Source organism: Campylobacter sp. BCW_6464 (assembly GCF_001762775.1).
GTDB classification, from domain to species: domain Bacteria; phylum Campylobacterota; class Campylobacteria; order Campylobacterales; family Campylobacteraceae; genus Campylobacter_D; species Campylobacter_D jejuni.
In genome coordinates, this window is the sequence record NZ_MJXM01000047.1 from 112199 (window position 1) to 124548 (window position 12350).

The window sequence follows — 12350 nt, forward strand, 5'->3', positions numbered from 1 at the left end:
TTTTGAAATTATTGTAGCTAAAAATAGAAACAAAATGATTACAATAATTCTGAAGAAAATTTATCTTCGTTAAATTCCATTCCTAGGTAATTACACACAAGCTTTGCATCTCTTTCAGCATTTCCTAAACAACTTGTTGCTCCAGGACTTGGAGTCATATTGAAAATAATACCAGGGGTTTCTGTGATGCTTGCTTCACCTAGCATTAATTCTCCTTTAGTTTTATCAATAACTTGCGGTCTTACGCCTCCAAAACCTTTCGCATAATAAATATCGCTTGCTTTAAGACTTGGGACTATTTTTTTGGCATCTTTAACAAATAAGCTTTTATCAACAAAAGGTAGTTCAAAAAGATAATTATAAAAGATGTAATTTCTAATTGTTGCATCTTTAAACATATTAAAAGTTACTTTTAAAACAGTTTTATCAAGTTTTAGCGCTTCAAAAAATTCTGGAACTGATTTTAGACCATGATAACGTTCTAGTTTTGGAATAACAAGTGCGGTAGGTCCAAAGCGAGTGTTCATATCAGCAAGTAAATCAGGATCTCCATGAAGAGCTGCAAATGGAAGTTTAGGATTTTGCACCATATAAACCTTACCATTTAAAAGTTTTTGTTTGGTTAAATAAAAACTTCCTGCAACAGGCCAACAAGACTTATCCATACCTAAGTTCATTTTATGTGCTAAATATAAAGAGTGCGCTCCAGCATTGACAACTACGCTTTTGGCATGGTATTCTTGATGATTTGAGGTTTTTAATATAAAAATATCTTCCTTTTTTTCTATGTGAATAATTTCTTGATTAAAGGCAACAAAAGTATTTTTATTTTGTTTTTGGGCTTGTTCTATTAGATTTATACTCATTTTCCCAAAATCTACAGTTGTAAAAACCTCGCCGCTTTCAACACCCATGGCGCAGATATTTTCAGGTCTATCTTGATTGCAATCTTCTCCTAAAACAACCTTGGGTTCAATTTGTTTGATTTTTGCTTTATCGAAAAATTTTATATAAGGATAAAGTTCTTTAAATTCTTCATAGCGTTTTTTCATATAATCACATTCTATATCTCCAACAGCTAGAGCCATTTTTTGATGAGAAAACATGAAATTATTTTGCGCATTTTGCATGAGTCCATATTTAACTATCATATCAGCTGTTCTTTTTACTTTTCGCGCTTTTTCTAAAGTATAATTGGTTTCAATATCTCCACAATGAATGGTTTGAGAATTACTCGTTCCCTTAGAATTTAATGTTGCAGCTGTATTATATTTTTCTATCAAAGCAATATTTTTAATATTTGTATATCTTGCAAGCTCGTAAAATAATGCTGCTCCTGAAATTCCAGCTCCGATGATAAGCACATCAAATTCTTGTTGGCTCATTGTTTTTCCTTTTTTTATTTTAATAAACTTTTTTCTAAATAGAAGTTTAATTGAATTTGTTTTACAAAAAGTTAAATTTCATTAAGGTTTGATATCAATGAGAATTTTTGTAACATTTTTAATAAAGTAAATTGGGATTTTCTTTTATAATCTTTTTCATTCCTCGAAAGATTAAAAGTTTATCATAAATTGCGTGATCGAAATAATTTGCTAAAAATTGCCCATCTCCACCAGTGAAATAAAGCTTTTTATTTTGAGCGGCATCTTTTATCAGTAGGTAAATTCCTTTAAAAACACCATAACTTAAAGCATCCATGGTTTTTTGTGGGAATGCATCAAGACTAACTTGAGTGTTAAATTCACTTTTTAATCGTGGTGAAATATGGCTATAAATTTTTTTATAATTTGCAATACCTGGCAAGATAAAACCACCAAGATGTATAGAATTAGAAATAATATCAATTGTAATAGCACTACCTGCATCTACAACAACTCCATCTTCAATAGTATAACAAGCTGCTATGCGATCGATTCCTAATCCTTGATAAATAGTATCAAATAAAAAATAAGGTTCAAGATTGATAAAATTTTTTTGATTTTTTAAATGTTCTTTGAGATGTTCATTGACATTGATATAAAAAATTTTTTGTTCATTTTTAAATTCTAAAAACTGATCTATACTAAGAGTAAAATATTTGTTATCATCTAGGAAATTAGCATTTGAATTCCCAATATCACAGAGTAGCATAGATATTAAATCCTTTCATTTCTAGATGATTTTTTGCTTTAGAGCAAAGAGAAGCCATGCTAAAAAAATATTTGTTATTTATGTTAATTTGCTGTGCTAGATTTTCTAAAAATAAGGCATCTTTCATTAAAAATTTTGTTTTTCCTGTATACATAAAAAGAATGTTATTTTGATCTTTAGCACAAATATAACTTTTTTTTCTAGTCAACATACTTAAGTCATAGGGCTTTAAATTTAATTTTAAAGCCTTTATTGTTTGTTCTAAAATTTTTATCATAGCAAATCTAAAATTTTATCTCCGTAGTAAAATTTACCATTTCCCATGAAAGAAATTTTATCAACAGCTTCTGAAAGTTTAAATACTTGTGCATTATCTAAATTTAGATTCATTTTGATAAGATAGCCTGTTTTTTCAAAAATATATAAATAATTATTGTATATATTGCTTTTTACAAAAATAGCAAATTCAAATTTTTTTTCCGCAATTTTTCTTAAGTTATAATCAGTTTTAATAATAGTGCCATCTTTTTCTAGTATAAAAATACCATCATCGCTAAGTGCAACATCTTTTATGTCAGCGTCAAGATAAAGAGTTCTAGCAGGGCTTACAACAATGATTTTTTTAGCTGTTGCTGCTATAAGTTTATCTCCGATTACGCTTAGATGGATTACATTGTTGAAAAAATTTTCTGCTGAAATAACCACATCTTTAATGATTTGAAGATTGTTTCTTGAAAGAATTAAAATTTTACCATCTAGTGTTGGATAAACGATGATATTGTCTAAAAATATAGGATTAGCGGTACGACTGTCTTGGGCTGGAGCTGAGGTTAGGGTTTGACTGAATTTAATACCCAAAGAACGATTTGCAAGAACTATGGTATTGTTTGCAAGTACAAGGGCTAAATCATCTCCATTAGAAGCTACTCCTACAACACTAGCGTCAAATTGAAAATTATAAATTTCATTATAAGAATTGTCAAAAATTTTTAAATTTCCATTGTTATCTGCAGTAAAATATTCCCCATCTTGATAAGCTAGAAGCATATAATTTTTAGGAAGTTTAAACTTGTCTATGGAGATATTATTTTTTAAGATAGCTGTATTATTGCTAAGTTTTGCAGAAACTAGATTCCAATCAACGATTTTACTTTTTAAATTGCTATTATGACTTAAATCTCCATCGGTTTGTTTTGGTTCAAAATATTGTCTTTTGGTGCCACAAGCACATAGAAATATTAAACAAAATAGTGTTAAAAATATTTTTTTCATTGTGTAATGCCTTGATAATGTTTGAGGTTTTTAGCTATTTGATTTAAACTTGAATTTTCTTTTATCTGAGAAAGTAAAACATTAGCTTCTTCGATTTTATTTTGCTCTAAAAGTTTGTAAGCTTCTAATAATTTATCATAATTTTTTAAAAATATCGATTTATCCCCTAAAGATAATGCGATAATATTTTTAAGTAAAGTGTTTGTTTGAGCATTATTATAAATTTGTTTTAGTTCATTTTGGAGAGTTGTATTATTAAAATCATTAATATTTTCTTTTAGTAAAAAGATAGCGTAAAGATTAGTATTTTTATTTTTAAGTTGTTCTAAAAGATTTTTATTGCTAGGATCTTGTATTAGATTGGCATAAATTTCATTTGCTTCTTTTGTTTTATAATCGTTTATTTTTGAGATTATAAAATTTCCAGCAAACCAAGCAACTAAAATTATCACAACAGCAGATATATAAAATTTATACTTGCGTATAAATCTCTCTCCTTTGATAAAATTTTCTATAAATTGTTCTTCTGTGTTAAGTTCATTTTTAACAGCTTTTAAATTATCTTTTAGTCCCAAAATTTATCCTTGAAAAAATATTTTTATTTTTGTATAGAAAAATTATGGTATTGTATCATATAAATTGCAAAATATCCTAAACAATTTAAAGCTTTTTATGATATAATTTTCAAAATTTTAACTTTTTTATTAAGGTTTAAGAAATGCAAATAGATGAGAAATTATTAAGCAAGCTTGAAAAATTAAGTGCTTTACAAATAACAAAAAACAGAAATGAAACCATTGTACAGTTAAGTGAAATTGTGAATTTTGTTGAAAAATTAAACGAACTTGATTTAGATTCCCAAGAGATTACTGTGAGTACTATAAAAGGTGGAGCTCCTTTGAGGATTGATGAGATAAGAAATAGCAATGTTATTGATGAGGTTTTGGATTGTGCTCCAAAAAAACAAGAACATTTTTTTGTTGTTCCTAAAATCATAGAATGATTAACTTAGCATTTAGTGCTTATTTGTAGAATAAATTTAAAACAAAAAAAATCAGAGAGTGATTGAAATGAATTTTTATTGGTTTGATGCTTTTATTTTAGGATTTACCTTGCTTTTAGGGCTTAAGGGTATTATCAATGGTTTGATAAAAGAAATTTTTGGGCTTTTGGGTATTATTGGTGGTGTTTTTATTGCTTCAAAATATGCAACTCAAGCAGCTGAATTTATACAAAGTACTTTTTATAAGATAGAAAATCAAAGCTTAGCTGGATTTGCTGGATTTTTGGCCATATTAATTATTTTTTGGATAGTTTGTTTATTGGTGGGTAATTTTCTTTCTAAGTTGATCAAATTAAGTGGCCTAGGTTTTTTAGATCGTATTGGTGGCTTTATATTTGGTGGGGCAAAAATCTTTTTAATTTTTGCAATTTTGGTTTTTTGTGTAGCAAGAATCGATTTTTTAAATGATAAATTAGATAATTTTGCTAAAAATAGCTATACTTTAAATTTACTTAAAGAAACGGGATCTTTTATTATGAATCAACCTTTAACAGAAAATAGTCTAGATCATGCTAGTGAAAAGTTGCAAGATATTGTAAGTGATTTAAACAATACTCAAAAAGGGGAGTGATATGCTGATAGAAAATGTGGAATATGATGTTTTACTTGAGAGATTTAAAAAAATATTAAGACAAGGCGGACTTAAATATACCAAGCAAAGAGAAGTACTTTTAAAAACTCTTTATCACAGTGATACTCATTACACACCCGAAAGTTTATATATGGAAATCAAACAAGCTGAACCTGATTTAAATGTAGGAATTGCAACTGTTTATCGTACTTTAAATTTGCTTGAAGAAGCAGAAATGGTAACTTCCATTTCTTTTGGTTCAGCAGGTAAAAAATACGAGCTTGCCAATAAACCTCACCATGATCATATGATATGTAAAAATTGCGGAAAAATTATAGAGTTTGAAAATCCTATTATAGAAAGACAGCAAGCCTTGATTGCAAAAGAACATGGTTTTAAACTTACAGGGCATTTGATGCAGCTTTATGGTGTTTGTGGTGATTGTAATAATCAAAAAGCAAAGGTAAAAATATAAATGTTTGATAATATTTTAGAGCAGCAAAGAATAGAAAAAGCTAAGGAATTAAAAAATTTAGGGATCAATCCTTATCCTCATTTTTTAGAAAAAGAAATGTCTTTAAAGACTTTTAAGGATAAATTTTCTTATATTTTAGAGCAAGTTGAAAAAAGGGATGAAAATATTAATGCTATTGTTGCAGGACGTTTGAAACTTTTGCGTATAGCTGGGAAATCGATTTTTGCAAACATTGAAGATGAGGATACAAATTTACAAATTTATTTTAGTAAAGATAGCGTAGGCGAAGAACTTTATACGATTTTAAAAAAGAATTTAGAGGTGGGTGATATTGTTTTGATTAAAGGTTTTCCTTTTGTAACTAAAACAGGTGAGTTTAGTTTGCATGCAAGTGAAGTAAAACTCGCTACAAAAGCTATTGTTCCTTTACCTGAAAAATATCATGGATTAACAGATATTGAGCAAAGATATCGCAAACGTTATGTTGATATGATAATGAATGCCGAAGTTAGAAAAGATTTTTTAGTGCGTTCTAAGGTGGTGAGTTTGATTCGTCATTTTTTTGAAAATAAAGGCTTTTTAGAAGTAGAAACTCCTATGATGCATCCGATTGCAGGTGGAGCAAACGCTAAGCCTTTTGTAACTTTTCATAATTCTTTAGGTGTAGAAAGATTTTTAAGAATTGCTCCAGAACTTTATCTTAAAAGACTTATAGTGGGTGGTTTTGAGGCGGTTTTTGAAATCAATCGTTGTTTTAGAAACGAAGGTATGGATTTAACTCATAATCCCGAATTTACAACTATAGAATTTTATTGGGCTTATCATAATTATAAAGATTTAATGGATTTAACTGAAGAACTTTTTGCTTTACTTTTGGATAAACTTAATTTGGGAAAAACAATAGAATTTGATGGAAAAATGATAGATTTTTCCAAACCTTTTGAAAGAATAACCTATAAAGATGCACTTTGTAAATATGGTGGTTTAGATGGGGATTTAATCGAAGATAAGGAAAAAATTCTTACTAAATTAAAAGCTGATGGTTTTGAAGCGAATGAAAAGCTTGAACTTGGACATTTACAAGCTGAACTTTTTGATAATTATGTGGAAGAAAAATTGATCAATCCTACTTTTGTGATCGATTTTCCTATTTCCATAAGTCCTTTATCAAGACGTAGTGATGAGGATTCTCAGATTGCTGAGAGATTTGAGCTGTTTATTTGCGGAAGAGAATTGGCAAATGGTTTTAATGAGCTTAATGATCCGCTTGATCAATATGAGAGATTTTTAAAACAAATTGAAGCTAAAAATGCAGGCGATGAAGAGGCTTGTGAAATGGATGAAGATTTTGTAAATGCTTTGGGTTATGGAATGCCTCCAACGGCAGGGCAAGGTATAGGCATAGATAGACTTGTTATGCTTTTGACAAATAAAAAATCTATTCGAGATGTGATATTGTTTCCTGCAATGCGTCCATTAAAATCAGAACTAAAGGAGAAAGAATGAGTTTAGAAATGTTTGATAAAGAAATTTTTGATTTGACAAACAAAGAGTTAGAGCGTCAATGTGAAGGTCTTGAAATGATAGCGAGTGAAAATTTCACTTTACCTGAAGTAATGGAAGTTATGGGAAGTATCTTGACAAACAAATACGCAGAAGGTTATCCAGGTAAAAGATATTATGGTGGTTGCGAATTTGTTGATGAGATTGAAACTTTAGCTATTGAAAGATGTAAAAAACTTTTTAATTGTAAATTTGCTAATGTTCAGCCTAATTCAGGTTCTCAAGCTAATCAAGGTGTTTATGCGGCTTTGATTAATCCAGGTGATAAAATTTTAGGAATGGATTTAAGTCATGGTGGACATTTGACTCATGGTGCAAAAGTAAGTTCTTCAGGTAAAATGTACGAAAGTTGTTTTTACGGCGTAGAACTTGATGGAAGAATTGATTATGAAAAAGTAAGAGAAATTGCTAAAAAAGAAAAACCAAAACTTATAGTTTGTGGAGCTAGTGCTTATGCAAGAGTGATTGATTTTGCTAAATTTAGAGAAATCGCTGATGAAGTAGGCGCCTATCTTTTTGCTGATATAGCACATATTGCAGGTCTTGTTGTGGCAGGTGAGCATCCAAGTCCTTTTCCACACGCTCATGTAGTAAGCTCAACTACGCATAAAACTTTGCGTGGCCCAAGAGGTGGTATTATTATGACAAATGATGAAGAGCTTGCTAAAAAAATTAATTCTGCCATTTTTCCAGGTATTCAAGGTGGTCCTTTGATGCATGTAATTGCTGCAAAAGCAGTAGGATTTAAATTTAATCTTAGCGATGAGTGGAAAGTTTATGCAAAACAAGTAAGAACCAATGCTCAAGTTTTAGCTAATGTTTTAATGGATAGAAAATTTAAACTTGTTAGCGATGGAACGGATAATCACCTTGTTTTAATGAGTTTTTTAGATCGTGAATTTAGTGGAAAAGATGCAGATTTAGCTCTTGGAAATGCAGGAATTACCGCAAATAAAAATACCGTTCCAGGAGAGATTAGAAGTCCTTTTATCACAAGTGGATTAAGACTTGGAACTCCAGCCCTTACTGCCAGAGGTTTTAAAGAAAAAGAAATGGAAATTGTGTCAAATTATATTGCAGATATTTTAGATGATATTAATAATGAAAAATTACAAAAGAATATTAAACAAGAATTAAAAAAACTTGCAAGTAATTTTATTATTTATGAAAGGGCTATGTTTTGATTTCACCAATGGATATGTCGCTAATTAAAATAATTGGCGATCATTATTATATAAGACGCGATAAAATTGTAAATAAAATTACACATAGAGGTCGCTTATTTTTTGATAAATTTGAAAGAGTTGATGCTCCTTTAAATTTAAATGTCATGAGAGAACACGCTGCTAAAAAAATTGTTGTCGCTCATGATTTAATAACAAAAGATAATAAAGTAGAAAATATTGTCTTTGATTATAATGGTTTTAATGCTGAAAGATTTTATCACCGTGCACAACTTATTTTAAGAGAAGAAGGTTTTATAAATTTCACAGCCTATAAAACTAAAACTCCAGGACATTTACATCTTTATATTCATAAAGGACATACGGCGTTAAACGAAGGTTATTCTTTAGCGTCTAAACTTTCAATGATGTTTGCAAGTAAAATGCCAGTAGAATGGAAGGTGTTTCCTAGTATGGATGTACCTAGGGAATTTAATATTTTAATATTGCCTTATGAGGTTTATCAAAAGGAACGAGGAAGTTCTTGGTCTAAGCATATGTAAGAAAGGACAAATTATGGAAAATCAAAAAAATGAATTTGATGATATTATTTTAGAAAAAAGTAATAAAAGTGAAAAAGTAAAAAAAATTCTTTTACGAGTTATTGCTTTAGTTATTTTGTTTTTAGCTATCATGATAGTTATGAAGCTTATTAATGGTAGTGGTGATGAAAATACGCAAAATCAAAGTGTATTGCCAAGTGAACCTATAGCAACTCAAGACAATAACAATGATACTTCTTTTGAAAGTATGCCAATTACAGATAATACTTCAGCAGAAGATCAATTTGAGGCATTAAGAAAACAATTTCAAGATGAACAAAATACAACTCAAAATACAACAACCTCTAGTTCAAATAACAATGATACTACAAATTTTGCTATGCCTGATCAAGAAGTTCCAGCAGAACCAATAGCAACTACTTCAGCAAATACCACTCCACAAGCAAGTGCTCCCAAACAAGAAGTAAAACAAACTGCAAAACCTAAGGAAGAAGCAAAACAAACAGCTGTAAAAAAAGAAAAAGAAAGCACAAAACAAACCCCTAAAAAAGAACAAAATGCAAATGATTTATTTAAAAATGTTGATGCTAAACCTGTGCATCCAAGTGGTTTAGCATCGGGTATTTATGTGCAAATTTTCTCAGTAAGTAATTTGGATCAAAAATCAAAAGAACTTGCTTCTGTAAAACAGAAAGGTTATGATTATAAACTTTATAAAACTACAGTTGGAGGTAAAGAAATTACCAAGGTTTTAATAGGACCATTTGAAAAGGCAGATATTGCAGCAGAACTTGCTAAAATCCGCAAGGATATTGCAAAAGATGCTTTTTCTTTTACTTTAAAATGAAATTTTTAGCAGTTATAGGCGATCCTATTTCTCACTCTAAATCGCCTAGAATGCATAATAATGCTATTAAAGCCTTAGGGCTTGATAGCATTTATACACGCTATCATTTAAGAAATGCTAACTGTTTAAGAGAAGATTTTTTTAAATTAGGACTTAGTGGAGCTAATATTACTTTGCCTTTTAAGGAAAAAGCTTTAGATATTGCTGATGTGAAGGATGATTTTGCTAGAAATATTGGCTCTGCAAATACTTTATGCTTAAAAGAAGATAAAATTTACGCTTATAATACTGATGCTTTAGGTTTTTTAGAAGCTATTAAGGATTTTGATAATATAAAAAAAGCTTTGATTTTGGGTGCTGGAGGTACAGCTTTGGCGCTTGCTTATGCATTAAAACAAAAAGGCGTAGAAGTGTATATAGCTAATCGTAGTAAAGAAAGATTTAAAGATTTTTTAGCTTATCCAACTTATCTTTATAAAAACTTGCAAGATTTTGACTTTGATTTGGTTATAAATTCAACTTCTGCTGGATTAAAAGATGAAAATTTACCTTGTGATAGAGAGCTTTTAGATAGAATTTTACCTAAAGCTAAATTTGCTTTTGAGGTAATTTATGGCAGAGAAACACCTTTTTATAGATTGTGTAAAGAGTATCATTTAAAAATTAAAGATGGACTTGATATGCTTTTATGGCAAGGGGTTTTTGCTTTTGAGCTTTTTTTTGAAATACGAGATAAAAGAGAGATGATAAAAAATGCAATGCAACAGGCATTGATTTTAAAGTAGAATGATAGTTATTTTTTTGTATAAGAAAATCTTATTTTTTGTGTGAGAAAGTTTAATTTTCTCACAAGTTTTATCATTCAAATATTTCTACCCCATCTTGATTTTTACTTTGATTATTTTGATTTGTTGAAGATGGATTTGTAGGAATATTTTGTGTAGGCGTGTTTTCAATTGTATTATTTTGATTAGAATTTGTTTGAGGTAAGCTTTCTTCAAAGGTAGCATCGCCATCAAAACTATTAAAACCACTGTTTGTATTAGGTATAGTTTTGCCTATGTCTGTTGCTTTTGGTAGATTGTTATAAAGTGTATTTAATGTATTTTTATAAAAAGCTAAAAAACTTTTATCAATTTCAAAAGCAGGTTGCTCTAAACCTTTATTAAGTTGAGTTGGTACGGTGGAGATAGTAGTTTTAAACATATTAACCCCATCATCATTTTTAATAGGATAGTTAAGCGCAACTAAAGAATCTAGTTTAGTACTACTTGAAAGATTGGTTGAATTTTGTGGATTGTGTGCATCTATAAAATCTATTTTACCTTTAAAATTTATACCTAAATTGGATTTTACATAATCTCCACTCATAAAATTGCTTGTTTTTTGTGCATTTTTTTCTTCCGTATAAATACTGATTGAACTTTTAAGAGTGTAGTCTGGATTAGTAGTAACTATTTTATAGCCTTTTAGTTGAGCGATGGTTTTGATCTGCTCTTCTAAATTTCGTTTTAAAAGATCAATTTCTTTTTCTATGCGAATTTTAAGCACTGAATTTTCAAAATAATCAGAATAATTGTTATTTTGTTCTATATTAATAGGCTCAAGAGCAATGCTTACTCCAGAATCAATAGGTTCAACCTTTGTTGGAACTTGGGGTTTAAAATTTGGCATAGAAACATTGACAAAATTACTGCTTGTACCCCCACAAGCTGCTAAAATTAACATACTACTAGCAAGTAAAATATATTTTTTCATTTTTTACCTTTATTTAATGTGTTTGTGTTAATTATAGCAAGTTAAAGTTTTTTTGTTATATTTTTATAAAAGAAAATTAGGAAAGATATATGGAATTTTGGCAGCATATTTATTCAAATTTTAATGTTATAGCTTTTAGCATCTTTGGTTTAAAGGTGCATTGGTATGGCATTATGTATGTTATAGCTTTGCTTTTGGCTTTGCTTTTGGCTAAATTTTTTGTAAGAAAATTTCAACTAGACATTAATGAAAAACATTTGGATAGTTATTTTATATGGGTTGAAATAGGGGTTATTTTAGGTGCAAGGCTTGGATATATTTTGATTTATGATGCAAATACTATGTATTATATTACTCATCCTTGGCAAATTTTTAATCCTTATATTAATGGTGAATTTGTAGGTATTCGAGGTATGAGTTATCATGGAGCAATTATAGGATTTTTGATAGCTACTTTATTGTTTTGTAAAAAATATAAAACAAATCCTTGGATTTTTCTTGATTTGGTTGCTTTAAGTGTTCCATTGGCTTATGTTTTTGGTCGTATAGGAAATTTTTTAAATCAAGAGCTTTTTGGTCGCATTACAAATGTGCCTTGGGGAATTTATGTTGATGGAGTATTGCGCCATCCATCGCAACTTTATGAAGCATTTTTAGAAGGTATTGTTGTTTTTATTATAGTTTATTTAGCAAGATTTAAGCAAAGCTTTCAAGGGGAATTGATTCTTGTGTATGCTGGTGCTTATTCATTGGCAAGATTTATATGTGAATTTTATCGCGAGCCTGATTTTGGTATAGGTTTTGTTTTATGGGGTATGAGTATAGGACAAATTTTAAGTTTTATAATGTTTATAACAGCTTTGTTAGTTTATATTTGTATAAAGTTTAAAAAAGTAAATATTTAATCTATCTTAAAGACTTTTGTAATATAATGAAATGGAT

The 12350-nt window shown here is 29.2% G+C and carries 15 protein-coding genes; 9 read left to right on the top strand and 6 right to left on the bottom strand.

Features of this window, described 5'->3' with window-relative positions; genetic code table 11:
• Positions 1–38: 38 nt before the first annotated feature.
• From AJ885_RS05855 to AJ885_RS05875, 5 genes are all read right to left on the bottom strand, one after another.
• Positions 39–1385, bottom strand: coding sequence for an FAD-dependent oxidoreductase (locus AJ885_RS05855; protein WP_070210144.1), 1347 nt, complete (start codon positions 1383–1385; stop codon positions 39–41).
• 118 nt (positions 1386–1503) lie between these two features.
• Positions 1504–2133, bottom strand: a complete 630-nt coding sequence (locus tag AJ885_RS05860; protein ID WP_002854234.1) for a type III pantothenate kinase — start codon at positions 2131–2133, stop codon at positions 1504–1506.
• Entirely contained in the window at positions 2120–2410 is a 291-nt protein-coding gene (locus AJ885_RS05865; RefSeq protein WP_002938172.1) for a hypothetical protein, read from the bottom strand. The genes AJ885_RS05860 and AJ885_RS05865 overlap by 14 nt, the downstream gene beginning before the upstream one ends.
• Complete coding sequence (locus AJ885_RS05870; RefSeq protein ID WP_002861152.1) at positions 2407–3405, bottom strand: hypothetical protein; 999 nt, start codon at positions 3403–3405, stop codon at positions 2407–2409. The genes AJ885_RS05865 and AJ885_RS05870 overlap by 4 nt, the downstream gene beginning before the upstream one ends.
• A complete protein-coding gene (locus AJ885_RS05875; protein WP_002851102.1) occupies positions 3402–3980 on the bottom strand; it encodes a hypothetical protein in 579 nt (192 codons plus the stop codon). Before AJ885_RS05875 ends, AJ885_RS05870 begins: the two co-directional genes overlap by 4 nt.
• A gap of 143 nt (positions 3981–4123) precedes the next feature.
• Between AJ885_RS05875 and gatC the strand changes: the two genes are divergently transcribed.
• From gatC to AJ885_RS05915, 8 genes are all read left to right on the top strand, one after another.
• The gene (gatC, locus tag AJ885_RS05880; protein ID WP_002854550.1) at positions 4124–4408 is read left to right on the top strand and encodes an Asp-tRNA(Asn)/Glu-tRNA(Gln) amidotransferase subunit GatC; all 285 of its coding nucleotides are present in this window, start codon (positions 4124–4126) and stop codon (positions 4406–4408) included.
• A gap of 67 nt (positions 4409–4475) precedes the next feature.
• Entirely contained in the window at positions 4476–5039 is a 564-nt protein-coding gene (locus tag AJ885_RS05885) for a CvpA family protein (RefSeq protein ID WP_002882168.1), read from the top strand.
• 1 nt (position 5040) lies between these two features.
• Positions 5041–5514 (top strand): Fur family transcriptional regulator, encoded by a 474-nt coding sequence (locus AJ885_RS05890; RefSeq protein WP_002854230.1) that lies wholly within the window; start codon positions 5041–5043, stop codon positions 5512–5514.
• Entirely contained in the window at positions 5515–7020 is a 1506-nt protein-coding gene (gene lysS / locus AJ885_RS05895; RefSeq protein ID WP_070280876.1) for a lysine--tRNA ligase, read from the top strand.
• The gene (locus tag AJ885_RS05900; RefSeq protein ID WP_002861154.1) at positions 7017–8261 is read left to right on the top strand and encodes a serine hydroxymethyltransferase; all 1245 of its coding nucleotides are present in this window, start codon (positions 7017–7019) and stop codon (positions 8259–8261) included. The genes lysS and AJ885_RS05900 overlap by 4 nt, the downstream gene beginning before the upstream one ends.
• Positions 8258–8803 (top strand): DUF1882 domain-containing protein, encoded by a 546-nt coding sequence (locus AJ885_RS05905; protein WP_002859481.1) that lies wholly within the window; start codon positions 8258–8260, stop codon positions 8801–8803. Before AJ885_RS05900 ends, AJ885_RS05905 begins: the two co-directional genes overlap by 4 nt.
• Positions 8804–8816: 13 nt before the next feature.
• Positions 8817–9650: an SPOR domain-containing protein gene (locus tag AJ885_RS05910; RefSeq protein ID WP_053872461.1), complete on the top strand. Its 834-nt coding sequence runs from the start codon at positions 8817–8819 to the stop codon at positions 9648–9650.
• A complete protein-coding gene (locus AJ885_RS05915) occupies positions 9647–10435 on the top strand; it encodes a shikimate dehydrogenase (RefSeq protein WP_002861156.1) in 789 nt (262 codons plus the stop codon). The genes AJ885_RS05910 and AJ885_RS05915 overlap by 4 nt, the downstream gene beginning before the upstream one ends.
• Before the next feature lie 73 nt (positions 10436–10508).
• Here AJ885_RS05915 and AJ885_RS05920 read toward each other — a convergent pair whose 3' ends face one another.
• Positions 10509–11408, bottom strand: coding sequence for a membrane lipoprotein lipid attachment site-containing protein (locus AJ885_RS05920; protein WP_002861157.1), 900 nt, complete (start codon positions 11406–11408; stop codon positions 10509–10511).
• An 89-nt stretch (positions 11409–11497) separates the two neighbouring features.
• Here AJ885_RS05920 and lgt point away from each other — a divergent pair, with 89 nt between their 5' ends.
• Positions 11498–12313 (top strand): prolipoprotein diacylglyceryl transferase, encoded by an 816-nt coding sequence (lgt, locus tag AJ885_RS05925; RefSeq protein ID WP_070280878.1) that lies wholly within the window; start codon positions 11498–11500, stop codon positions 12311–12313.
• Positions 12314–12350: the final 37 nt, after the last annotated feature.

Excerpts from the sequence above, each read along its gene's own strand:
- AJ885_RS05915 (WP_002861156.1), top strand. The coding sequence starts at position 9,647 with ATGAAATTTTTAGCAGTTATAGGCGATCCTATTTCTCACTCTAAATCG.
- AJ885_RS05860 (WP_002854234.1), bottom strand. The coding sequence starts at position 2,133 with ATGCTACTCTGTGATATTGGGAATTCAAATGCTAATTTCCTAGATGAT.
- lgt (WP_070280878.1), top strand. The coding sequence starts at position 11,498 with ATGGAATTTTGGCAGCATATTTATTCAAATTTTAATGTTATAGCTTTT.
- AJ885_RS05900 (WP_002861154.1), top strand. The coding sequence starts at position 7,017 with ATGAGTTTAGAAATGTTTGATAAAGAAATTTTTGATTTGACAAACAAA.
- gatC (WP_002854550.1), top strand. The coding sequence starts at position 4,124 with ATGCAAATAGATGAGAAATTATTAAGCAAGCTTGAAAAATTAAGTGCT.
- AJ885_RS05855 (WP_070210144.1), bottom strand. The coding sequence starts at position 1,385 with ATGAGCCAACAAGAATTTGATGTGCTTATCATCGGAGCTGGAATTTCA.
- AJ885_RS05865 (WP_002938172.1), bottom strand. The coding sequence starts at position 2,410 with ATGATAAAAATTTTAGAACAAACAATAAAGGCTTTAAAATTAAATTTA.
- lysS (WP_070280876.1), top strand. The coding sequence starts at position 5,515 with ATGTTTGATAATATTTTAGAGCAGCAAAGAATAGAAAAAGCTAAGGAA.
- AJ885_RS05885 (WP_002882168.1), top strand. The coding sequence starts at position 4,476 with ATGAATTTTTATTGGTTTGATGCTTTTATTTTAGGATTTACCTTGCTT.
- AJ885_RS05870 (WP_002861152.1), bottom strand. The coding sequence starts at position 3,405 with ATGAAAAAAATATTTTTAACACTATTTTGTTTAATATTTCTATGTGCT.
- AJ885_RS05890 (WP_002854230.1), top strand. The coding sequence starts at position 5,041 with ATGCTGATAGAAAATGTGGAATATGATGTTTTACTTGAGAGATTTAAA.
- AJ885_RS05920 (WP_002861157.1), bottom strand. The coding sequence starts at position 11,408 with ATGAAAAAATATATTTTACTTGCTAGTAGTATGTTAATTTTAGCAGCT.
- AJ885_RS05910 (WP_053872461.1), top strand. The coding sequence starts at position 8,817 with ATGGAAAATCAAAAAAATGAATTTGATGATATTATTTTAGAAAAAAGT.